Here is a 21,056-nt window from a genome sequence, read left to right on the forward strand (position 1 = left end):
AGAGCGCCTCGGATCAATCAACGATCAACCTGTTGAAACCCTGAGGAGCTCGCCATGAACACCAAGGCCATTTACGCCGCCTGCCTGTTTGCCGCCCTGAACATCTGCACCCTGTCGGCCCGTGCCGAAGCCGATGTCGCCCCCAAAACCTACACCTACGGCACCCAACTGGATATCAGGAAAGTGGTGTCACTGACCGAGGACACTACGGCGTCCTGCGGCGTGGTGAATGCGCAGATGACGTACCTCGACTCCCAGTCGAAAACCCAGGTGCTGGATTACCGCAAATTCGCCGACAACTGCAACTCGGAAAACTGAGTGTTGCGATCAACCGCCGCTTAATCCATTTGAAACAGGAAGGACATCATGAACAACATTTCCCGCTTTTTGACCGCCATCGCCTTTTCCGTCGCCGGTGCGGCCGCCCATGCTAACGCCGCTGTCGAGCAGAGCGCCTGCGCCAGTAACACCTGCTTCCAGCTCACGCCGGTGGCGGAGAAGGGCACCCAAGGCTTCCTGGCGCAGGACGGTTCCAGCCGTACGCCGCAAGGGCAGATGCTCGCCGAGAACGGTGCCAGCCGTACGCCGCAGGGGCAGCTGCTGGATGAGCAAACGGCTTGAGAACACCCCAAATCAACTGTAGGAGCGAGTCTGCTCGCGAAAGCGATGGTTCAGTCAAGGATGTGTCGCCTGACCGGACGCCATCGCGAGCAGGCTCGCTCCTACAGTGGTGATGTGTCGCCCTCTAATGTGTATTAGGTGATCCCATGTTACTCATCGCTTTCCTGGGCGGCATATTGACCGTCCTCAGCCCGTGCATCCTGCCGGTCGTGCCATTCCTGTTTGCCGGGGCCGACCGCACACGCTCCTCGATCCTGCTGACCCTCGGCGGCATGGTCCTGACCTTTGCCCTGGTCTCCAGCCTGGCCGTGGTCAGCAGTGAGTGGGTGATCCAGGCCAGCAACACCGGCCGCCACGTAGCGCTGCTGGTGATGGTGCTGTTCGCCCTGTCGCTGATTTCCGCCCGGGTCGGTGACTGGCTGGCGCGGCCCTTCGTGCTGCTGGGCAATCGCATCGACCCGAACTCGCGCAAGATGTCCGGGCCGCTGGCGTCGATCATGATCGGTGTCGCCACCGGGCTGCTCTGGGCACCCTGCGCCGGGCCGATCCTCGGGGTGATTCTCACCGGCGCCATGCTGCAAGGGGCGAACGCCGGCACCAGTCTGTTGCTGGTGGCCTATGGCGTGGGCAGCGCGCTGTCCCTGGGCACCTTGATCTTTGCCGGTCGCGGCCTGGTCAATCGCTTGAAACCTTCGATTCCGGTCACCGGCTGGTTGCGCCGTGGCGCCGGGGTTGCGGTGCTTGCCGGTGCGGCTGTGATTGCAACGGGGGCCAACGACCTGTTGCTGGCCAACACCTCCTCGGAAGGTGTCGGCAGCGTAGAGAAAGGCGTGCTGGAAACCGTGCCGAAAGTCGTCGATTACCTGGTCAGCAAGGTCAAGGCCGACAGCACCATGGGCGATGCCCAGGGCGCCATGCCCTCGCTGTCCGGTGCGGTGGACTGGCTCAACTCACCGGCACTGAGCAACGAAGCCCTGAAAGGCAAAGTGGTGCTGGTGGACTTCTGGACCTTCGACTGCATCAACTGCAAGCACACCTTGCCGTACGTGAAGGACTGGGCGAAGAAGTATGAAAAGGACGGGCTGGTGGTGATCGGTGTGCACACACCTGAATACGGCTTTGAACGCATCATCGACAACGTCAGGGCCAAGGTGAAGGAGTACGGCATCACCTACCCGGTGGCGATCGACAACAACTACGCGATCTGGCGCAACTTCGACAACCAGTACTGGCCGGCGCACTACCTGATCGATGCCAAGGGGCAGGTGCGTTACACCCACTTCGGTGAAGGTAGCTACGACACTCAGGAACAAATGATTCAACAATTGCTGGAGGAGGCCAAGGCCAGCGCGCCAGCGGCGTAATTTGCTCGATCAATGGCTCACAGGTCCCGCGCCATGAGCCATTGATCTTTTTCCCATGCCTGAAACCGCTCTTGCACCACCCAGCCGCGCTTGGCGTAGTAAGCGCTCTGGTCCTGGGTGTGCAGGTAGATTTTCGTCTCGCCGCTGGCTTTGGCTTGCGCGCAAATCCCTTCTATCAACTGCTCCGCCAGGCCCTTTCCGCGCGCTTCGGGGGCGACGAAGACACAAGCGAGCCAGGGCCTCAGATCCGTGCGATGGGCCAGGTCAGCCCTGGCCAGTGCCGCGCCGCCCAGCAACTCGTCATGGTCGAGGGCGATCAGACATTTCCAGTCGCCGTTGTTCTGGCCTTCGGCGAACTCTCGTTGCCAGTCGGGCAGGGGCTGTCCGGCGTATTCGTAGTGGAACTGTTGGTGGATCCACGAAGCGAATGTATTGCTGTGCTGCATATGTCGAGCAAGCCAGTCCAGGCGGGGTGCCATGTTGTGAGTCCTTTCATAGGTTGGTCGCTGGGTAGCGAGAGTAGCGGGCTTGGGCGGTGCTGTCGCCCCCGCCGGTTCAGCGACTGCTCAAGTGATTCGAGGTGGCCTGACCGCGCCGCCACGCCGCTGGCGGCGCACCGTACTCGCGACGGAAGGCGCGGCTGAAGGCGGTATCGGTCTGGTATCCCACTTCTTCGGCGATGCGCGTCAATGAGCTGTTGCTGCTGCGTAACAGGTTGGCGGCGAGCAACATCCGCCATTGCGTCAGGTACTGCATCGGCGATACGCCCACCAGTTGCTGGAAGCGTTCGGCCAACACCGATCTTGAAGTGCTGGCGGTGCGCGCCAGTTCGTCCAGTGTCCAGGCGTGGCAGGGTTTTTTGTGCAAGGCGTTGAGGGCGGCGCCGACGATGCGGTCGCGCACACCGGCCAGCCAACCGGTGCGGCCTTCGCCCTGTTCGTTCATGTACAGGCGAAGTACTTCGATGAACAGCACTTCGGCCAGTTTGGCCAACACCCCTTCGCCGCCAGGGCGAGGCGAGCGGGCTTCGGCGAGGGCATAACGCACGGAGGATTCCAGCCAGATACCGGCATCCGACCCGCGCACGTTGACCCGCACCACCGCCGGCAAGCCCTTGAGCAACATGCCCGCCAGGCGCGTATCGCACGCCAGGTAACCGCACACCAACCGGGTGACCGCGCCACCCCCGCCATAACTCAATTGCCGGGGGCGGCGCGCCAGCACCGCATCCAGTCGCGCACCCGTGGCCGGGGGCAATCCGGGATGTGAGCACATGCGGTGAGCATCGCCCTGGGGGAAGATCACCACGTCGCCCGCACTCAGCAGCAGCGGCGGGTCATCGCCCAATTCCACGTAGCACTCGCCCTCGGTGATCAGGTGAAAGATCACCACCCGTTCCGCACCGGGCTCCAGAAACGGCGCCGCCGTATCGGCGCTGGGCGACTGGTAGCACCAGGGCGCGGTGAACCGGGCGTTGATAAAGATAGCGCCGACCAGGTGCACGACGCGCAGGGTCTGTGACAGAGCGTCCATTGGGGTTTCCCCGTGGGAGGTTCCTGATTGTGAGCGCGCCGGTGCGCAACGTGGAATCTCCGGACGATCGGGCAGGGTTGGGCGACGATCGGACAGGACGCCAGCGCCCGTCAGGACGATAGTTTGTCTACGGGGTCAATACCGGCCCTGCTACCCAGAACAAGAAAAGAGAGGTTGCCATGCCGAAGTTCGTGATTGAACGCGAGATCCAGGGCGCAGGAGGTCTTTCGGAAAGGGATTTGAAAGCCGCTTCGCTAAAGTCCTGCCAGGCGTTGCGTGAGTTGCCAGAGGTGCAGTGGCTGCAGAGCTATGTCACCGGTGACAAACTCTACTGCGTGTACATCTCGCCGAACGAGGAGCAGATCCAGGAGCACGCCAGGATCAGTGGTTTTCCCGCCAACCGCATTTCCCAGGTCATGAACATCATCGATCCGACAACGGCGGAGTGAATGCCCGCCAGGCGCGATTCGTGTTTCAACCCAGAGACCGTCTCCATGAGTACACCCATTGATCTGACTGCCTTGAAAAACCGCCAGATGGCCTCCTGGGCCAGCGGCGACTACGCCGTGATCGGCACCACCCTGCAGATCGTCGGCGAGCAACTGGCCGAAGCCTGCGACCTGTTGTGCGATGAGCGCGTGCTCGATGTTGCCGCCGGCAACGGCAACGCAACCCTCGCGGCTGCCCGCCGTGGCTGCCAGGTGACGTCCACCGACTACGTCGCTGCCTTGCTCGAACGCGGTGAAGAACGGGCCCGGGCAGAACGCTTCAACGTCTCCTTCCAGGTCGCCGATGCCGAAGCCTTGCCCTTTGCCGACGGCAGTTTTGATGCCGTGCTGTCGACCTTCGGCGTGATGTTCACACCGGACCAGCCCAAGGCCGCCGCGGAACTGGCGCGGGTGTGTCGCCCGGGCGGGCGGATCGGCCTGGCCAACTGGACGCCGGAAGGATTCGTCGGCCAGATGTTCAAGACCCTGGGCCAGCACCTGCCACCCCCTCCTGGTGCGAATCCGCCCTCACGCTGGGGCAGCGAAGCCTGGCTGCACGAGCATTTCGACGAGCGTGAGTTCCTGCTCCAGGTGAGGCGCCGCACGTTCAATTTCCGCTATCGCTCGGCGGCGCATTTCATCGACACCTTCCGCGAATGGTACGGGCCGGTGCACAAGGCCTTCGCTGCGCTGCCCGCGGATGGCGCCAAGGCCCTGGAGACCGACTTGACCGAGCTGATCAACCGGATGAACCGGGCGGGCGACAATTCGTTGGTGGTACCGAGTGAATATCTGGAGGTGGTGATCACGCGGCGGTGATCGATAACAATGCAAAACCCTCTGTAGGAGCGAGCTTGCTCGCGATGGTCTTCCAGTCGCAGTTTCTGTGGCTGATACACCGCTTTCGCGAGCAAGCTCGCTCCTACACGCAAAAACGGCGCCCGAAGGTGCCGTTTTTGTTCGTGCCTGTTCCTGTAAACGGAGATCAGAAAATCAGGTCAAGCGACTCGGTCAAAGGCAGCGGCGGTTACTCATGTGGGTCAAGTTGGTCCAGCGCGCGATTCACCGCCAGCTCGCCCAGCATGATGACTTGCGCAATGCCGAGCAGGGAGTTGCGCCTGGGGCCTTCCATATGATCCGCCAGATCCATGGTCATGACATTGGCCGAAGCCAGTGATTCGCATGCATGGGCCAGCAGGGTTTCTGCATCGAGCTCTGGGTTGACGAAGAACATCGTGCCGACTGAGCGCGGAATGTCCATGATGGGGACGTCTGGCTTCAGGTCATAGTCGAGCGGCTGCTCGGCGTCTACGTGAGATTTTTCTGAAGCGGCGTTTTCGTACGGGGATGGCGGATCGGTCTCCGGCGGATTGGGTGTGACCTTGAACATAGATGGAACTCCGACGCTATTTAAAAGGAGCCATCACCGCCTCGCTACCAAACGAAGGGTGGCGACCATACGAAGGTTGGTAGACCGGGCATCGGAACCGGCGCCCCCGAAGGAGCCCTGCGCATGGTCACCATAAAAACACCGCCCAGACACTGGGCAGTAAAGGTGACGCTATGCGTCGATGCTACGGGCCTACCAAGCCCGATCACTGATTTTTCAATGACCGGCAAACGATAGAACCCAAGCCCACGACGCACAAGCCGGCGGATTCTGTCGCACCGGTAGGCAACGGCGCAAGGTGGTGTAGCTTTCAGGAAGTAATTTCCCAAGCGATTAAACGGGCGCGTTTAAATTTCTTTGAGTGGGCCTCCACTGCGCGAAAAATTAACTTATGGAACTATCGCTGTAGGAAATGGGTTGTTGGTTATTGCGAAAATTCCTATTCGTTCATTTGGCTATGCCATTGGATTGCTTTCAGCACGCGTCCCACCGTCTTATTCGTCGTCGCCCAATATTTTCTTTGCTCAGCGCTTCTGCCGAGACGAGAGAGAAGGCAACTCAAATCGATGACGATAAGGAAGTTGTAAATGAATGCACCTCTGCACCCCTTGTATACCAACGAAGTTTCTCCTGAATTTCTCCGCAGTCTGGACAACTCGCCTTTCACCGAGGAGCAACTTGCGCAATTTGCCGAGGAGGCCCGGGCGATCATTGATCAGCAGCGTGCTTACGTTGAAACACATCCACCTCGCGCTATTTACCGAGTCGCATCCGAGGGCAGTCAGACCCGTGACGGCGGGGTGATCCAGCAAGCGACGTCGCCGCTGGAGTTCATATTGGACAGCGGTCAAAAAGTACGTGGAGCGCAGAAAGGCGATTTCGTCGTGTATGCCGATGGCAGGACGGCGCAGATCGTAACGACAGCAGGCGAAGAGAATAGCCATCTGGCGCTGGTCGGTAGTCGTCTGTGCAATGGCGACGAGATCATCAATACATCCCAAGGCATTTGCATGTACGTGGCGCGTGAAGGCGTGCCCATGGGAGAGGATTTTCTGCCCTCCATAGAGGGAGTAGAGAACTAATGGAGAAAGGATATTTCATCGGCCTGCATGACAAGACCACCTGCGGCGGCAAAGTGCTGGATGGTGACACCCGAATCATGATGTACGGTATCGCTCATGCGCGCGAAGGTGATCGGGTCACTTGCGGCAAAGATGGCAAGACTTATCAGATTGTCGGTGGTATTTCACACAAGATCAGCCATGGCAAAGCTATGGCTGGCACGCTGGATAGTCACAGTAATTGTCCCTGCAAAGCCCAACTGATTCCCTCGGTGTTTACGGCCAGCTATCAAAATGAGGCAAGCCCCATGCGGAGTGCTATCAGGGCCGCCGCTCCTCCGACGACCCAAACGGATAGCAGGTTTACAACGAATCCCCAGATGACAGGTCTGAAACCTGCAGCGAAGGTCACGGCCTCTCTTGGCAATCCTGCTTCTTGCAATCACCCGGACCGAATGGAAGAACTGGCCAGCTACATAGCCAATGAGATGAACCGGAACATCACCCACCCTTCGGTTCCGAAAATGAAGGAGCTGAACAGCTATGACCCGGTGGCTGAAAATAATAAATACATGGAGATCCCGTTTTACCTGCGACTCGGCCACCAACCCAATTTCCACAGCATCGCCCTTGTCAAGCAAGCCGAGGCGTTTGCGCTGTGGACAGAGCGGGTCGGGCAGAATCGGCCCTGGGATCATAAACCGAAGATAAAGGTTCAGTTCGGGGGCGATGTTCGCCATAAACAGGGGAAATATGATTATTTTTACGATATTTGGTCGAATATTCATTATGGATATGTAGGAATGGCTGCAGGTTTTTCGGAGCAGGTGTTATTGGATGGTGCAGGTGCTGAGCAGATCATTTCCGACACGGTACGTAAGTTTCAAGATTGGGAAAATAAGCCAGGGCCTCATCGCTCAGATGACATAAAGGGATTAAGGGCGTGGGATGATATTCCAGACAGAAAGTCTATAACTATTGGCGTGAGCCTCTTCAAAGCTTATTCAACCGGTGGGGTCAGCGCCAAGATAATTATGGATGAAGTGCTTGCAGGTGATCCTTCTGATTGGGGGAAGGGTATAAGTGTCCACAACTGCAAATAAAAAGGCTCGCTTTTATCTCAAGCGCAGACTGTTAACGCTATTGCTGCTTATTTATCTTGTCTGGTACGTCACCGTCCCGAGGGTAAAAATCTATTTCTCGGAAGAAGGAAATGGGAAGATGGAATTTATCCTAAATACTCAACACGATATCTTTAGAGGTGACATTTCTCCCGGCGAATCTACAGGGGGGGCTGGCCATCTTTTTCCCGATGATGATTTCTTTATGCGGCTTGACTGGACGGCCTCAAATAAAAGTCATTGTGTAATGATAAGCCCTAGCTGGCCAACGACCAGTATCTACATCGCAGCGGATGGGGTTCTCGACAAAAGCCCAAGCAGCAGTACGGATTCGGATCGCTTGAAACAATGCATCACGGATACCGCGAGCCCATAGAAAGGTGCCGTTTTTTTTCTGCCTTTTCCATCGCCTTCGCGAGCAGGCTCGCTCCCACAATTAATCGCAGGCACTCACAAAGGCTGAGTACTCAGGAGATCCACTGTGGGAGCGGGCTTGCCCGCGAAGAGGTTATCCCAGGCAACCAAGTTCTCCAGCCCGAACGCACTTATCAGGACAACAAATCATCTGTGGCGAGGGAGCTTGCTCCCGTTTACTTGCGAAGCAGGTGCCTTGATTCAGGCTGCCTGTGACATTGGGTTCATTGCTATCGGTACCGCTACGCCATCCAGCGGGAGAACCGAGCCATCAAGCACAGGGTGACTATCAGGCGCAGATATTAGAAGACGCCGATATCGCTGGAAAAATGAATCGAAAAATCCAGCGTCCGGCCGTGCTGTAAATGAAGGAATTGATCAACTATGAAAGTAGCGCAGCCGCCAGGAAATTTCTGGAACTACCATGGTACGCCAGACTGGCTGGACCACCGAATTTCAACGCTATCGCGTTGGCGAAGAAGCTTGAGGCGATGGCGATCTGGACTAAACAAGTGGGTCAAAATATGGAGTGGGATCATAAGCCGAAGCTTCGTGAACTATTCCCCGGAGTCCGGCACAAGCAAGGGAAGTACCTGTACTACTACGATATTTGGTCGAACATCCACTACGGTTATGTCGGAATCATAGGGGGGCTTTCCGAAAGCTTGCTGCTAGACGGCGCAGGGGCCGAACAAATTGCATCAGATACCTTGCGCAAGGCCGAAGAGTTACGAACAACCCCCAAAAAGGATAGAGAACTCCCTGGCCCTCGTCCTACAGCCAGCCCTTGGACTCAATTGCGATCATGGGATGATGTAGCTGATAGAGTGTCGATAAGTATCGGTATAAAGCTCGCCAATCAGCACCCTAATGGCGGGATAACAGCGCAGATGATCATGAATAAAGTGTTGGCGGTAGCTCCAGAGAATTGGGGAGATGGAGTCAGTGTCCACGTCTGTAAATAAACCACGATTTCGGTACATAGGATGGCTATGGATTCCATTGTTTCCGCTGCTGGTACTGCAGTTGATGGCCCTATGGAATATTTATGTTCTACCCAGCGCAACCGTCAATTATTCCAAGGATGCCGAGCGGGGATTGCGGTACACATGGAACGTCCAAGACCGGATATACAGGGGACGGATGTCTCCCGGAGGTGCCACCAGTGACCACGGATATCTATTTCCGGATACCGAATTTTTCATGGAGTTTTCTTGGGCTGTTGAGAACGAGCGTTGGCACTGCATCAGCATCACACCGAAGTGGCCCAACATGCATATTTTCCTCGACGCCGACGGCAACATTGATATGCAGAAAGGAAGTGGTATTGATGTAGATAGGTTGAAAGAGTGCCAATGGGATTTGGTGAAACCATAATCGCAAACGGCACCGAAAGGTGCCGTTTCCGTTTGGGCTTGCTCACGATAGGGGGCGTCCAGTCGCAAGTGTTGTGACTGATACACCGCAATCGTCGGAATGCCGCCCGGAGCAAGCTCGCTCCTACGAGGGCCAGTGTTCAGACCAGCTAAACGACCTCCGCCCCCCGCACCTCCAGCAATTCGCGCAACACCGACCGATGACAATGCGCTTCATCCTCGCAATAACAGCCCACGGCCAGGGACGTTTGATGGGACAGCGCGGCCAGCAGGTCCAGTAACTGACTGGCCGCGGGCTGGCTCATCTCGGCCTTGAACTTGCGCCGGAACACCTCCCAGGCCTTGGCATCTTGCGCAGCCTTGGCCTCGGCCACCAGCTGCGCACTAGGCGACAGCAGCGGCTGCCAGACATCATAAAAGTCCAGACGGGCGAATTCGGCTTTCGGTACGCCACGGGGAGGGCGGCGGACTGTGCCCAGGCGCAAACCTTCGTCGGGTCGCCGGGGTGAACCGAGTTGGACGATATGGACCGCCATGGCTACTTGAGCCTCGATTCGTCGAACCACTCCAGCGCCGTGCGCCACAGGCAGATGCCCAGGAAGTACGCCGACATCAGCAGCCACAGCCCCATCACCAACGGATTGATCTGCGGATGGTTGAGCACCAGTGACAGGCTGCACAGCAACCAGATGGCCGTTACAGCAATGTTGATCGGCATGAACCGGCGCACGCGAAACGGGTGCAGGAACTTCATCCGGGTCACGGTCAGCAGCGCCAGGCCGATGACCGTGACGAAGGTGATCCACGGCGACGGGGCGATGATGTACAGGCACAGGGCAACTACGTTCCAGGCGGCGGGGAAACCCTGGAAGTAGTTGTCGGTGCTCTTCATGTTGACGTTGCAGAAGCAGAACAGCGACGACACCAGAATCAGCGACACGCTCAGCAGCAAGGTGTAGTCCGGCAACGGGATGTAGCGATAGATGAACAGTGCCGGGATAAACACGTACGTCAGGTAGTCGATCACCAGGTCGAGGATCGAGCCATCGAAACTCGGCAACACCGACTGCACGTTGACCTTGCGTGCCAGCGCACCGTCCAGTCCGTCGACGATCAGGGCGACACCCAGCCACAGCAGGCAATGGGTCGGCTGGTTATCCAGCAGGGACAGGGTGGCGAGGAAAGCGGTGACCACGCCAGTGGCGGTAAAGCCATGGGCGCCCCATGCTTTGAGCCTGGCGATGTACAGGGTTGAAATCACGGGGGCGTTCTCCAGTGAATGAAGCAAGCCAGTTGTCACCCCGCGTACGGGGCGGTGGCAAACCGGGTCGGGTTGCAGGTATCGACCGGGTATCCGGGAATAAGGTTCACCACCTATGAATCTTAGCTGCGCCCTAAAGAAATACCCCGGAGCAATCCGCGGTAGCGCGGGCGGGTCAGCCCAACGGTGCTGGCACATTCGCCGGCGGGGGCTATCGTTGCCTGACTGGATAAACGCCCTTCAAGAGGAAAAACGTCATGAACACCAGCGATCTGCTCGAACAATTACTGCGCGCCGGCCAGGGCTCGATGGCGCAACAGGGTGGCGCTGGCGCGTCGGCCCAGGGCGGGCTCGGCGATCTGGGTGGTTTGCTCGGCGGCTTGTTGGGCGGTGGTGCTGGTGCAGGTGGCGGCGGTGGTGGCGCAGGGTTGGGCGATTTGCTCGGTGGCTTGCTCGGCGGTGGTTCGCCGATGGGCGGCGCACCGCAAAGTCGTTCCGCTGGCGGCACCCATTATGCGGCGCTGGCGTCCCTGGGCATGATGGCGTTCCAGGCGTACCAGGCTTGGCAGCGCAGTCAGGCGTCAGCACCGCAAGAAGCGCCACGGACCGTGGACTTGCTGGCTGGCCCGGAGGCCGAGGAGCACAGCCATGCGATCCTGCGGGCATTGATTGCGGCGGCCAAGGCCGATGGCCGCATCGATGAAGCCGAGAAGCAGATGATCAGCACTGAAATCGGCCGTCACACCGACGATCCGCAATTGCAGCAATGGCTGGACGACGAGGTCGCCAAGCCACTGGACGCCAATGACGTTGCGCAATCGGCCACCGACCCCGGCATAGCTTCGGAGATGTATCTGGCCAGCGTGATGCTGGTGGACGACCAGCAGGACGCCGAGCGCAACTATCTGGATGAACTGGCCGCGGCGTTGCAGATCGACGCGCAATTGCAATTGCATCTGGAACAGCGGGCCAAGGGCGTTGCGGCCTAAATCACCTTGGGCAACTGAAACGAGGGGATGAAGGAGTGACCGCAAGAGTCAGGAAGGAACTCCATGTGGCGAGGGAGCAAGCTCCCTCGCCACCTGAGCGTGTTACTTGAGGAACGCCTGGAAGTCGGTACCCAGTTTGTCGATCGCCGCCTTGAAGTCCTTGGCGGTAATCTTCTGGCTTTCGTTTTCCAGGGCGGTACCGAACACCTTGCGTACCACTTTGGCCACGGTCTGGTTGCTCTTCGCGTCGATGAACTCGGCTTCGATGAACAGGGTGGTGTCCTGGTCACGGTGACCGGTAGCAGCCTGTGTTGCCCCGACTACAGCCGCGATGGGCACCACTTCATACCACTTCATGCCTTCGTTCTCGGCATTCACCCCGGTAATCGCCGCACGCATGATCAGAGGGCGGGAACCCGCCGGAGCGGACGAGGTGTTGGACACTACGCGGTACTTCTGACCCAGGGAGGCCTTGGCCTTGCTGGTCATGTAGTTCTGAATGTCAGTCAGCGTCTGTTTGTTGACACGCTCGTCGGGTTTGGGGGCCGGGTAGAGCTCCAGTTTGTTGAACACCACGGTGTCATAGGCATTCGGGTTCCACGAAGGGCTGACCCAACGCATCGCGGTACCGCCGCTCGGCGTTTCGACTTCCTGCAGGTTGTTGTAGTTGGACAGGAAGCCTGAGTATTGCTCCTTCTCCGTCACTTTCGAGGTGCAACCGCCTAGCAGCAGGCTGGCCAGCGTGGCGCCGACGAGCAGTTTTCGGGACAGATTCATAGTGGTGTTTACTCCTTGGAAGAAATCTTCGTTCTTTTGTTTACAAGACATCAAAATCGCCAGGTCATGTTCCCGGTCAAAGCTTGAATCCAGGCATTGTCGAATTGACCGGATACTCGATCGCCCGATACGGATTTGGTCTGCTCAACCGGCATGTCGCCGAGCCAGACCATGGCCCAACTGACGTTGACATCGGTGTCCTTGTTCAGAGCATAGGTGGCTCCTGTGGCAATACGCCAGGATTCATTCATTGGCACCACCACACTGCGGTTGCTGTCCGAGACGGCGCTGCTGTCGTAGGCCACGCCGAAGTTCCACAACCACTGCTCGGTGGCCTGGTATTGTGCGCCAAGGGAGAGGTGCCAGGTGTCCTTGAAGCCGGCGTCGACCGTTTTCGATTGCGCTCCAAACGCGGTGGTGTCGACCTCTACGGCAATGTCGCCGAACTCCGACCAGTCCTGCCAGTTGGCCGAGGCCAGCAGCGCCCATTGCCGGTCCAGTTGCTGGAACAGGCTCAGGGTGACGGTTTGCGGCACCTTCATGTCCAGTTCGGTATTGGTGTTGTTCACGCGGTCCAGCAGCCGGCCATCGCCCTTCACGTCGAGCCGGTCCTCGAAGTCCAGGTCGACCTGGCTGGTGTAGGTCAGGCCGATGCGCGTGCCGGGTTGCGGGGCGTAGATCACGCCGACGTTGGCGCCATAGCCCCAGGTGTTGTCCCGGTACTTGTATTGGCCGTCAGCGCGGTCAGTGAAGCCGAAAGGGGAGCGGTCGATGGCGGTGTCGGCCTTCAACATGCCGTACATGGCCTTGATGCCAAGGCCCACCGACCACTGCTCGTTGAAGCGATACGCCACGCTGGGCACCAGCGACAAGCCGAGCAGGCTGGAGTTTTGTGCGAAGTAGCGGCCGGACCAGTCATTGTCGTAATTGACCGCCAGGCCGAAGTCACCGTACTGGCCGAAACCGACGCTCCAGTGCTCGTCCAGTTCATGGCTGATGAAGAAGCTGCCACCGGGAATCGGATCGAGGGCATTGCCACTGCCGCTGCCCGGGGTGTTGGTGCCGGAGTCGCGGTCGAAGCTCAGGTCGCCGTACAGGACCTGCAGGCCGGCGGTGATTTGTGTACCGGGCAGAAAGCTCATGCCCGCGGGGTTGCTGGCGATGGTCGAGGGGCCTTGGGCACGGGCGGCGGCACCGGCGTTAGCCAGGCCGGCGTTATCGGTGCCGATTTCATAGAGCATGATGCCGCCGGCCCAGGCTTGCTGGCAGCACAGGGCAAGTAGCGCAGTGGCGGGCAGGGTAGTTGTTTTTATCTGCATTGAAATCCCTCAGCAATTGTCCATTTCGAATACGGGTGGACTGCACCAGCCACCCGTGGATTCGGCTGTTACTTGGCCATCTCTGCTCGAGCCTTGGCGATCTTGGCTTTGACCGAGTCGAGGTTGAAACTCGCGCCTTTTTGCATCGGCGGGAACTCGATCGCTGTTTCAGCCAGTTTGGCCACCTGCTGCTGGACGAACACGAAACGCCAGAATTGGAACTTGAACCAGTCGAAGTATTGTTGCGAACCCTGTGCGGCCTGATTTTCCGGCCAGCCCATGCGCTCGAATGGGTCGAGTCGAAGATTGGTCAGGTTCGGCACGTCCACATCAACTTTAGCCCCCAACCAGCCACCCGGTTGGTCAATGAAGCGATATTTGTAGTCGTCTATGCGCACTGCACCCAAGGAGCTTTCTCCGAAGTAGAAAACTTCATGTCGGTTCGACGGACCTTTTCCGGTGATCATTGGAGTTTGATCATAGCCGTCCAGGTGAACTTTGTAGGTGGTATCGCCCAATTGTTTGCCTTTGAGCAGTTCGGCGGTGATGTTCGGGTTGCCTGCCGCCGCGACCAGGGTCGGGAACCAGTCCATGCCGGACATGATGCCGTTGGCGATCTGATTGGCCGGCACCTTGCCTGGCCAGCGAATGATTGCCGGCACCCGGAAGCCACCTTCCATGACCGTGCCTTTGCCCATGGCGAACGGGGTGGTGCCGCCATCGGGCCAGGTGAAGTTTTCCGCACCGTTGTCGGTGGTGAAGATCACGATGGTGTTGTCGTCCATGCCGTCTTTCTTCAGCTTCGCCAGGACGTCGCCAACGATGTCATCGAGCTGCGCCATGCCGGCTTCCTGTTCCGACCAGCCATTCTGCGAGTTGCGCATGGCTTCGTACTTGTCGGACAGGTGCGTGACGATGTGCATGCGGGTCGGGTTGAGCCAGACGAAGAACGGTTTGTTGTCCTGCTTGGCCTTGTCGATGAAAGAGAAGGCCTTGTCGCGAATCTCCTCGTCGACAGTTTTCATCCGCTCCGGATAGAGCGTGCCGGCATCCTCGATTTTCTGCTTGCCCACCTTGCCCCAGCGCGGCATCACGGTCGTGTCATCGGTGGTGGAGGCCCAACTGTGGACCATGTTGCGTGGGCCGACGCTGTCCAGCAGCTCCTTCGGATAATTGGGGTGCGCCGGGTCTTCCATGGCGTCGAGGTGATAGAGGTAGCCGAAGAATTCATCGAAACCGTGGACGGTGGGCAGGAACTGGTTGAGGTCGCCCAAGTGGTTCTTGCCGAACTGGCCGGTGGCATACCCCATGGCCTTGAGCGCGGTCGCGATGGTGACGGCTTCGGCGGGAATCCCCACGGGCGAGCCGGCCTGGCCGACGGTGGTCATGCCCGTACGAATCGGCAGTTCGCCGGTGATGAAGTTGGCGCGTCCGGCGGTGCAACTGGCTTCGGCGTAGTAATCGGTGAAACGCATGCCTTCATTCGCCAGTTGGTCGAGGTTGGGGGTTCTGCCGGCCATCATGCCCTGGTTGTAGACGCCGATATTCGACCAGCCGATATCGTCGCCCATGATCACCAGGATGTTGGGGGCCTTGTCGGCGGCCAGGGCCTGACCGGGAAACGCCATTGCAGACAGCAACAGGGGGACTGCAAACATCGAGGATAAGGTTGTCCGGTTCATGTCGAGCTCCTGCGTACTAGCGTGAGTACATCGAGACGAGCCCCCAACCGTCGTTGAAATGCGTTACCCCCCGCGAAGAGAGTAGGTTTGAATTGCGAAATATCCAGTAATGAATAGTCAGAAAGTGAGTGTTTCAGGCACTTTTCTGCGAAATGGCGTTCCGCTAAAGCAGCCGCTCAAATCGGGCGGCGAGCGATACTCGCCGCCCTCCCTTCGTCATTTCCGGTCGGCAGTGGCGGCCAGCAATGGCGCGATTTGCTCATCGGTCAATGCGGCATGCACGTCCATGCTCATCAGGTCGTTCCACTCCAGTACCCATTTTTGAATCGGCACAAAATCACTCGCCTCGGCAATGCCGAAGCCGGCCGAACTCCCTACAGCGTGCCAGCGCCCGTGCATGGTGACGCCTGCGGGCGGTGCGCCACCGGTCTTGAGAAAACGTGCGATTGCGGCATCACGGTTGTCCGGGCTGATTGTCCAGCTGACGATGAATAACATCGGCCACCTCCTGTTGCACATCGGCACCTGTTGTCTGCGCGTACCTGGCTGGCGCCGGGGCCGTGGCCACGCTTGGGTTTCCAGTTCCGTCCTGGCTGGCTTGCGGCAAAATCTCCCAAGGAAGGCATAGCAGTGCCTCGCGATTCCTGTATGACCGCTGATCCTGTTCCGGTGCATTTTCGAGGGGGGTAACAGACGCCTGTTTCACCAGCGCAACATGGGCAGCGGGCGCAGCGGCGAGCGGATGAGTTGCCGGGCTGAAAGCTTCATCAGCATCGAGTGAAAACCGTGATCGGGAAAGGTCGCCTGCACGGTTTTGATGAAGCTGCGGGGCAAGCCGAAACGCACCAGACCCAGGGACACGTCCACCAGATCGGCCTGGCGGAAGGGTTCGACGCTGTCGGCGTAGGCACCGCGATATCGGCGCAGCTTGTGATGCTCAAGTATCAACGCGCTGACTTCATCCTTCAGTTCCGGCCGTTGCTGGTTGTCGAGGTACTCGGTGGCCAGGGCAATGGACGGCGGCAGGTAGTCGAGGGTGTCATCGGTCCAGATACCCATGTCATGAAACGCCGCCGCGATTTGTACGGCGTCCGGGGACAGGCCATCGGCACCGCGCAGGGCACCATGGAAATTCAGCACTCGGTAAATGTGGTTGCGGTAGCCCTGCAGGTCGGCCCCGATGGCCAGGGCGAACGAGGTGAGAATCTCGTCGGTGAGGGGGAATTCGAGAGGAGGTTTCATCAGGCGTCACGCAACAGGTCGTTGGCATTGAGCAGGTCGTAGGCGATCTCCGGGCGCTTTTCCAAGGCCCGGCGGATGGCGGCGGGGATGTTGGCGCGGGTCTTGCGACACAGCCCCGGCAGTTCACCAACCTGGATACCGATGCCGCGCATGGTGCGCACTTCGTTGAAACCGGGGGCGATGTCCACGCGGATGCCCAACTGTTCGAGCATGCGCCGTTGCAGGTGCTCCAGATCGCTCAGGCTCTGCAGGTTCTCCAGGCGTTCGATCAGGCGTTTTTCTTCGTTGCGGGTCAGAAACAGAATGCGCAGGTCCGCCCCTGGTGTTTCCAGCAACGGGTCACGCCCGCAGTCGCAGGCGCCGGGCGGGCAGGGTGAGCGGATCGCAGCGGTGGTGGTCATGGGGATCAATCATAGAGCGCTGTGATCGAGTTTGCCCATAGGGATTTTTTGGGGGATGCAAAGCAATGTGGGAGCGAGCTTGCTCGCGATGGCGTCGTGTCAGGCAACAGTGATGTTGACTGCAAAAACGCTATCGCGAGCAGGCTCGCTCCCACAGGTGTTGCAGTGAAACTGCGTGACCTATTTCAGTACCAGCATCCGATAAACGCCGTCTTCGACTTCGATCCCGTGGGTGTCATGGGTGAAGCCGGGGAAGGATTTGTCGAAGGCTTCCAGTGCCTTGAGATACGCCAGCAACGGACCGTCCGCTGGGCCCGCGTTCTCTCCCGGCATGAGCAACGGGATACCTGGTGGATACGGCACGATACCGGTCGCGGCGAGGCGTCCGGCGGCTTCGTTGAGCGTCACCAGCTCGATGTCGTTGCGCACCAGTTTTTCGTAGGCCTCCACCGGGCTGAACTCGGCTTTTGGCAGGGTGCCGAAGGCCTGGGACATGTTGGCGGTGGTCTTGTGTTTCTTCATGGCGGCGAAGATTTCGTCGGCCAGATCCTTCAGGCCCATGCCGGCATAACGATGCTGGTTGGCGTTGTACAGGTCGGGCAGGCACAGCTCGAGCTCGGCGTTGTCGTCGTAGTCACGCTTGAAGTCGAGCAGGGCGTTGAGCAGCGTGCCCCACTTGCCTTTGGTGATGCCGATGGAGAACAGGAACAGGATGGTGAAGTCGGTAGTCTTCTCGACCACGATACCCTGACGACCCAGGTACGCCGTGACCACGCAGGCGGGGATGCCGTTGGCGAGCAGGTTGCCGTCGTCGCCCATGCCCGGGGCAAGTACCGAGACCTTGATCGGGTCGAGCATGCAGTAACCGTCTTCGATGTCGCCGAAGCCGTGCCAGACCGCGTTCGGGTGCAGGACCCAGCAGTTCGGGTCGGTTTTCAGCGTGGCCGGGTCGACCTCATGGAACGGCACGGTCGCTGCGCCAACCTGTACGGTCGGCGGCTGCCAGCAGGTGAAGAACCAGTCATCCTTGCTCAGCATCTCGTTGTGCATGCGCGAGAGAACCTGGCGGAAACTGATGGCTTCTTCGATCGACTCGTTGGTGAGAATCTGCCCGCTCGGAGCTTCCATCATCGCCGAGCTGACGTCGCAGGAGGCCATGATCGCGTAGTTCGGCGAGGTCGAGGCGTGCATCATGTACGACTCGTTGAAGCGCGCATGTTCGATCGGGTTACGCCCGTTACGCACGTGGATCATCGAGGCCTGGGACAGTGCGGCCAGCAACTTGTGGGTCGACTGGGTGGCGAACACGGTCGGCTTGGACTTGTCGTGATCGGCCGGGTTGCCGTGCATGGCATGGCGTCCGCTGTACAGCGGGTTGAAACGCGCATAACCGTACCAGGCTTCGTCGAAGTGCAGACGATCCACACTTTCGCCCAGCAACTCTTCGACGCGGGTGACGTTGTAGGTCAGGCCGTCGTAGGTGGAGTTGGTGACAATGGCGTGCACTGGCGTCGGGTCGATGCCTGCCTTGACCAGCGGGTTGTTGGCGATGGCGGCTTTCACGCCTTCGGCACTCAGGGTCTGCGGCAGGATCGGGCCGATGATGCCGTAGCGGTTGCGGGTCGGTACCAGGTAGGTCGGAATCGCCCCGGACAGGGTCATCGCGTGCTCGGCGGACTTGTGGCAATTGCGGTCGCACAGGGCGATCTGGTTGCGCGTGACGCTGGCCATGAGGATGACGCGGTTGGACATCGACGAGCCGTTGGTCACGTAGTACGTGCGGTGAGCACCGAAGACCTTGGCGGCATAGCGTTCGCCCTGGCCGATAGGGCCGCTGTGATCGAGCAGCGAACCGAGTTCGCCCACCGAGATCGACAGGTCGGAACGCAGCAGGTTCTCGCCGAAGAACTCGTAGAAGGCTCGGCCTGCGGTGCTTTTCAGGAACGCGGTGCCGCCGGCATGGCCGGGGGTGTGCCACGAGTATTCATAGCTGCGGGCAAACTTCACCAGCGCGCCGAACATCGGCGGCAGGGCGGCCTGGCGATAGCGTTCGATGGCCGCCAGGATGCGCCCGCTGAGGAAACGGGAGGTGTCCTCGGGCAGCCAGATGAAGTCGTCGGCGTGTTGCATGACCAATAACGGAATGGTCGACGCGGTGGTACGGTCACTGATCAGGAACACCGGCACCCGGGTGTTGCGCTCGCGCAGCTTGACCAACAGTTTGGTGCAGTCGGCGTGGCCTTCGCTGGTGTCCATTTCCCATCGGATGAGCACGCATTGAATGGCAGGGTCCGAGCGCAGGATCGAGGCGGCATCGGTGAGGCTTTCCGAGGCCAGTACGCTGACACCACGTCCCTCTACGTCGTGGACCAGTTGATCCAGGGCGCGGCCAAACACCGTTCGTTTGTCCGGCGGACTGCTGACCAGTAGCGCCAACATGCCCAGCGAGTGTTTATATTCCGTCATGCTTGAACCTCCATAGTGGCTGTATTCAGATTGTTCACCGGCACTGGCTCGGCAGTGAGGTGCTGCGCGCTGACGGTTTGCGTCGGTACGCTATTGTTGAGTGCTTCGAGGCGGATCAGACGGTTGTTGACGAAGCCGAACAAGGTGTAACCAACGATCGTGGCCACGCCGCCCAGCATCAGGGCCTGCTCACCGGAACTGTACAGCGCCAGGTAGCTGTAGGCCGCCGCGATCAGGGCAATGACGTTGGTCACCAGTGCCTTGCCTTCCGGCACGTTGGAGACTTTCTGCATGGTCATCAGCGCGGCCATGGACAGGATGTAAGGCACCAGGTTGGTCACCACCGCGAGATTGACCAGGGTATCGAACTGCTTGCTCAAGTCGGGGCTGATGGTGAGCAGGGCCAGCGCGGTCTGTGCGGCGAGCAGTACCAGCATGCCGACAATCGGTGTGCCCGCCTTGTTGGCCTTGGCGAAGATCGACAGGAAGTAACCGGTGTCGGCCGAGCTTTTGTACACCTGGGCAATCGTGAACTGCCAGCCCAGCAACGAACCGATGCAGGCGAGCACCATCGCTGCCATCACGATGTCGCCAACCATTGGAGTGAACATCTTGGCGAACACCAGGCCGAACGGCGCGGTGGACGCGACCAGTTCTTCGTTGCCGACGATACCGAAGATGACGTTGGTGGAAACGATGTAGATCACCGCTGCACCCAAGGTGCCGCCCAGCACCGCAATCGGTACGTTGCGCTCAGGGTTTTCCACCGCGTCGGTGTTGGCGCAAGCCGATTCCAGACCGAGGAAGGCCCACAGGGTAATTGCCACCGAGGCGCCTGCCGCTTCGAACCAACCCTTGTCGTGGGGGTTCCAGCCAGCGGCGTAAACGCTGCTGTCGAACCAGAACCAGCCCACCGTGGATACCAGCACCACCGGTGCAATTACACCCCAGACTGTGATCGCGCCAATCCGGCCGGTAATGCTCGCACCGCCAAAGTTGGCGAAGGTGGTGATCCACAACAGAGCAATAGTCGCCAAGCCTACTTGCAGTGAATCGAGTTTTATCCCGAACAACACCTGGATATAGCCGACCGCGGTAATACTGATCGCCACGTTGGCAATCAACAGCGAGAGACCATAGGTGTAGTTGGTGATGTAGTTACCCGCTTTACCGAAGGTGTATTCGGCATAACCGCCCATGCCGCCGGTCTTTCGGCTGAGCATCCCGCATCGCGCAAAGGCGTAGGCCAGAGCGAGGGAACCGGTGGCCGTCACCAGCCAGGAGAGGATCGAAATCGCACCGACTTCCGCTAGTTTCGTCGGTAGCAGCACAATGCCTGAGCCCAACATGTTGACGGCGGTCAACATTGTCAGTTGCCCCACACTCATTTTCTTTGCGACTGACATTCCGTTGCCTCACTTAGTTGGCGATTGAGAACCTTAGCTATAGCAAAGGTTTGAAAACTCGCAAGAAATTGACGGCCCCCCCATCCGGCTTTTTCATTTATTTGCAGAAAAGGCACGATGCTGGCCCCCAAGTTTCAAAGTTCTC

Annotated in this window: 23 protein-coding genes; 10 read left to right on the forward strand and 13 right to left on the reverse strand. The window is 59.1% G+C overall.

Annotated features, from left to right (window positions below; translation table 11 throughout):
* Positions 1 to 54 precede the first annotated feature (54 nt).
* From KGB07_RS06555 to KGB07_RS06565, 3 genes are all read left to right on the forward strand, one after another.
* Positions 55 to 318: a DUF2790 domain-containing protein gene (locus KGB07_RS06555; protein WP_046040300.1), complete on the forward strand. Its 264-nt coding sequence runs from the start codon at positions 55 to 57 to the stop codon at positions 316 to 318.
* Positions 319 to 366: 48 nt separating this feature from the next.
* A complete protein-coding gene (locus tag KGB07_RS06560) occupies positions 367 to 621 on the forward strand; it encodes a hypothetical protein (RefSeq protein ID WP_046040301.1) in 255 nt (84 codons plus the stop codon).
* A gap of 146 nt (positions 622 to 767) precedes the next feature.
* Positions 768 to 1,985 carry a cytochrome c biogenesis protein DipZ gene (locus KGB07_RS06565; protein ID WP_223464961.1) on the forward strand — a complete coding sequence of 406 codons (1,218 nt, stop codon included), beginning with the start codon at positions 768 to 770 and terminating at the stop codon, positions 1,983 to 1,985.
* A 17-nt stretch (positions 1,986 to 2,002) separates the two neighbouring features.
* Here KGB07_RS06565 and KGB07_RS06570 read toward each other — a convergent pair whose 3' ends face one another.
* Both KGB07_RS06570 and KGB07_RS06575 read right to left on the reverse strand, forming a co-directional pair.
* Positions 2,003 to 2,464 carry a GNAT family N-acetyltransferase gene (locus tag KGB07_RS06570; protein WP_223464963.1) on the reverse strand — a complete coding sequence of 154 codons (462 nt, stop codon included), beginning with the start codon at positions 2,462 to 2,464 and terminating at the stop codon, positions 2,003 to 2,005.
* A gap of 76 nt (positions 2,465 to 2,540) precedes the next feature.
* Positions 2,541 to 3,518, reverse strand: a complete 978-nt coding sequence (locus KGB07_RS06575; protein ID WP_046040304.1) for an AraC family transcriptional regulator — start codon at positions 3,516 to 3,518, stop codon at positions 2,541 to 2,543.
* A gap of 179 nt (positions 3,519 to 3,697) precedes the next feature.
* Between KGB07_RS06575 and KGB07_RS06580 the strand changes: the two genes are divergently transcribed.
* The gene (locus KGB07_RS06580; protein WP_046040306.1) at positions 3,698 to 3,967 is read left to right on the forward strand and encodes a DUF4242 domain-containing protein; all 270 of its coding nucleotides are present in this window, start codon (positions 3,698 to 3,700) and stop codon (positions 3,965 to 3,967) included.
* Between the two features lie 45 nt (positions 3,968 to 4,012).
* Positions 4,013 to 4,825 (forward strand): class I SAM-dependent methyltransferase, encoded by an 813-nt coding sequence (locus KGB07_RS06585; protein WP_223464964.1) that lies wholly within the window; start codon positions 4,013 to 4,015, stop codon positions 4,823 to 4,825.
* Between the two features lie 208 nt (positions 4,826 to 5,033).
* Here the strand turns inward: KGB07_RS06585 and KGB07_RS06590 are convergent, their stop codons facing one another.
* Positions 5,034 to 5,396: a DUF6124 family protein gene (locus KGB07_RS06590; RefSeq protein ID WP_046040308.1), complete on the reverse strand. Its 363-nt coding sequence runs from the start codon at positions 5,394 to 5,396 to the stop codon at positions 5,034 to 5,036.
* A 587-nt stretch (positions 5,397 to 5,983) separates the two neighbouring features.
* Here KGB07_RS06590 and KGB07_RS06595 point away from each other — a divergent pair.
* The 4 genes from KGB07_RS06595 to KGB07_RS06610 all read left to right on the forward strand — a co-directional run bounded on the left by KGB07_RS06595 (position 5,984) and on the right by KGB07_RS06610 (position 9,369).
* Complete coding sequence (locus KGB07_RS06595) at positions 5,984 to 6,478, forward strand: hypothetical protein (RefSeq protein ID WP_046040309.1); 495 nt, start codon at positions 5,984 to 5,986, stop codon at positions 6,476 to 6,478.
* A complete protein-coding gene (locus KGB07_RS06600; protein WP_052960553.1) occupies positions 6,478 to 7,560 on the forward strand; it encodes a polymorphic toxin type 44 domain-containing protein in 1,083 nt (360 codons plus the stop codon). Before KGB07_RS06595 ends, KGB07_RS06600 begins: the two co-directional genes overlap by 1 nt.
* Before the next feature lie 797 nt (positions 7,561 to 8,357).
* A complete protein-coding gene (locus tag KGB07_RS06605) occupies positions 8,358 to 8,957 on the forward strand; it encodes a polymorphic toxin type 44 domain-containing protein (RefSeq protein WP_052960554.1) in 600 nt (199 codons plus the stop codon).
* A gap of 37 nt (positions 8,958 to 8,994) precedes the next feature.
* On the forward strand, positions 8,995 to 9,369 hold the full coding sequence (locus KGB07_RS06610) for a hypothetical protein (protein ID WP_223464966.1): 375 nt from the start codon (positions 8,995 to 8,997) through the stop codon (positions 9,367 to 9,369).
* A gap of 148 nt (positions 9,370 to 9,517) precedes the next feature.
* Here the strand turns inward: KGB07_RS06610 and KGB07_RS06615 are convergent, their stop codons facing one another.
* A complete protein-coding gene (locus KGB07_RS06615) occupies positions 9,518 to 9,904 on the reverse strand; it encodes a DUF488 domain-containing protein (RefSeq protein ID WP_223464967.1) in 387 nt (128 codons plus the stop codon).
* A 2-nt stretch (positions 9,905 to 9,906) separates the two neighbouring features.
* Positions 9,907 to 10,629 carry a phosphatidylcholine synthase gene (gene pcsA / locus KGB07_RS06620; protein ID WP_046040311.1) on the reverse strand — a complete coding sequence of 241 codons (723 nt, stop codon included), beginning with the start codon at positions 10,627 to 10,629 and terminating at the stop codon, positions 9,907 to 9,909.
* A gap of 257 nt (positions 10,630 to 10,886) precedes the next feature.
* Here pcsA and KGB07_RS06625 point away from each other — a divergent pair, with 257 nt between their 5' ends.
* Positions 10,887 to 11,618 (forward strand): tellurite resistance TerB family protein, encoded by a 732-nt coding sequence (locus KGB07_RS06625; RefSeq protein WP_223464968.1) that lies wholly within the window; start codon positions 10,887 to 10,889, stop codon positions 11,616 to 11,618.
* 102 nt (positions 11,619 to 11,720) lie between these two features.
* Here KGB07_RS06625 and KGB07_RS06630 read toward each other — a convergent pair whose 3' ends face one another.
* The 8 genes from KGB07_RS06630 to potE form a co-directional block, all read right to left on the reverse strand.
* Entirely contained in the window at positions 11,721 to 12,395 is a 675-nt protein-coding gene (locus KGB07_RS06630) for a DUF3313 domain-containing protein (protein WP_046040313.1), read from the reverse strand.
* Between the two features lie 50 nt (positions 12,396 to 12,445).
* Positions 12,446 to 13,714, reverse strand: coding sequence for an OmpP1/FadL family transporter (locus tag KGB07_RS06635; protein WP_223464970.1), 1,269 nt, complete (start codon positions 13,712 to 13,714; stop codon positions 12,446 to 12,448).
* 68 nt (positions 13,715 to 13,782) lie between these two features.
* On the reverse strand, positions 13,783 to 15,396 hold the full coding sequence (locus tag KGB07_RS06640) for an arylsulfatase (RefSeq protein WP_046040316.1): 1,614 nt from the start codon (positions 15,394 to 15,396) through the stop codon (positions 13,783 to 13,785).
* Between the two features lie 216 nt (positions 15,397 to 15,612).
* Positions 15,613 to 15,894, reverse strand: a complete 282-nt coding sequence (locus KGB07_RS06645; RefSeq protein WP_046040318.1) for a DUF3303 domain-containing protein — start codon at positions 15,892 to 15,894, stop codon at positions 15,613 to 15,615.
* A 204-nt stretch (positions 15,895 to 16,098) separates the two neighbouring features.
* On the reverse strand, positions 16,099 to 16,638 hold the full coding sequence (locus tag KGB07_RS06650; protein ID WP_046040320.1) for an HD domain-containing protein: 540 nt from the start codon (positions 16,636 to 16,638) through the stop codon (positions 16,099 to 16,101).
* Positions 16,638 to 17,039, reverse strand: coding sequence for a hypothetical protein (locus KGB07_RS06655; RefSeq protein ID WP_046040322.1), 402 nt, complete (start codon positions 17,037 to 17,039; stop codon positions 16,638 to 16,640). Before KGB07_RS06655 ends, KGB07_RS06650 begins: the two co-directional genes overlap by 1 nt.
* Before the next feature lie 180 nt (positions 17,040 to 17,219).
* Positions 17,220 to 19,505: an Orn/Lys/Arg decarboxylase N-terminal domain-containing protein gene (locus KGB07_RS06660; RefSeq protein WP_046040323.1), complete on the reverse strand. Its 2,286-nt coding sequence runs from the start codon at positions 19,503 to 19,505 to the stop codon at positions 17,220 to 17,222.
* A complete protein-coding gene (gene potE, locus KGB07_RS06665) occupies positions 19,502 to 20,911 on the reverse strand; it encodes a putrescine-ornithine antiporter (protein ID WP_046040324.1) in 1,410 nt (469 codons plus the stop codon). Before potE ends, KGB07_RS06660 begins: the two co-directional genes overlap by 4 nt.
* Positions 20,912 to 21,056: the final 145 nt, after the last annotated feature.

Origin of the sequence: Pseudomonas sp. GL-RE-26, from assembly GCF_019956275.1 — a bacterium.
GTDB classification, from domain to species: domain Bacteria; phylum Pseudomonadota; class Gammaproteobacteria; order Pseudomonadales; family Pseudomonadaceae; genus Aquipseudomonas; species Aquipseudomonas grandcourensis.

Bases quoted from the DNA above. Each gene is read 5' to 3' on its own strand.
- KGB07_RS06655 (WP_046040322.1), bottom strand. From the start codon at position 17,039: ATGACCACCACCGCTGCGATCCGCTCACCCTGCCCGCCCGGCGCCTGC.
- KGB07_RS06605 (WP_052960554.1), top strand. From the start codon at position 8,358: ATGAAGGAATTGATCAACTATGAAAGTAGCGCAGCCGCCAGGAAATTT.
- KGB07_RS06585 (WP_223464964.1), top strand. From the start codon at position 4,013: ATGAGTACACCCATTGATCTGACTGCCTTGAAAAACCGCCAGATGGCC.
- KGB07_RS06625 (WP_223464968.1), top strand. From the start codon at position 10,887: ATGAACACCAGCGATCTGCTCGAACAATTACTGCGCGCCGGCCAGGGC.
- KGB07_RS06565 (WP_223464961.1), top strand. From the start codon at position 768: ATGTTACTCATCGCTTTCCTGGGCGGCATATTGACCGTCCTCAGCCCG.
- KGB07_RS06575 (WP_046040304.1), bottom strand. From the start codon at position 3,518: ATGGACGCTCTGTCACAGACCCTGCGCGTCGTGCACCTGGTCGGCGCT.
- KGB07_RS06650 (WP_046040320.1), bottom strand. From the start codon at position 16,638: ATGAAACCTCCTCTCGAATTCCCCCTCACCGACGAGATTCTCACCTCG.
- KGB07_RS06630 (WP_046040313.1), bottom strand. From the start codon at position 12,395: ATGAATCTGTCCCGAAAACTGCTCGTCGGCGCCACGCTGGCCAGCCTG.
- KGB07_RS06600 (WP_052960553.1), top strand. From the start codon at position 6,478: ATGGAGAAAGGATATTTCATCGGCCTGCATGACAAGACCACCTGCGGC.
- KGB07_RS06615 (WP_223464967.1), bottom strand. From the start codon at position 9,904: ATGGCGGTCCATATCGTCCAACTCGGTTCACCCCGGCGACCCGACGAA.
- KGB07_RS06595 (WP_046040309.1), top strand. From the start codon at position 5,984: ATGAATGCACCTCTGCACCCCTTGTATACCAACGAAGTTTCTCCTGAA.
- KGB07_RS06580 (WP_046040306.1), top strand. From the start codon at position 3,698: ATGCCGAAGTTCGTGATTGAACGCGAGATCCAGGGCGCAGGAGGTCTT.
- KGB07_RS06635 (WP_223464970.1), bottom strand. From the start codon at position 13,714: ATGCAGATAAAAACAACTACCCTGCCCGCCACTGCGCTACTTGCCCTG.
- KGB07_RS06590 (WP_046040308.1), bottom strand. From the start codon at position 5,396: ATGTTCAAGGTCACACCCAATCCGCCGGAGACCGATCCGCCATCCCCG.
- KGB07_RS06645 (WP_046040318.1), bottom strand. From the start codon at position 15,894: ATGTTATTCATCGTCAGCTGGACAATCAGCCCGGACAACCGTGATGCC.
- KGB07_RS06640 (WP_046040316.1), bottom strand. From the start codon at position 15,396: ATGAACCGGACAACCTTATCCTCGATGTTTGCAGTCCCCCTGTTGCTG.
- KGB07_RS06555 (WP_046040300.1), top strand. From the start codon at position 55: ATGAACACCAAGGCCATTTACGCCGCCTGCCTGTTTGCCGCCCTGAAC.
- KGB07_RS06660 (WP_046040323.1), bottom strand. From the start codon at position 19,505: ATGACGGAATATAAACACTCGCTGGGCATGTTGGCGCTACTGGTCAGC.
- KGB07_RS06560 (WP_046040301.1), top strand. From the start codon at position 367: ATGAACAACATTTCCCGCTTTTTGACCGCCATCGCCTTTTCCGTCGCC.
- potE (WP_046040324.1), bottom strand. From the start codon at position 20,911: ATGTCAGTCGCAAAGAAAATGAGTGTGGGGCAACTGACAATGTTGACC.
- KGB07_RS06570 (WP_223464963.1), bottom strand. From the start codon at position 2,464: ATGGCACCCCGCCTGGACTGGCTTGCTCGACATATGCAGCACAGCAAT.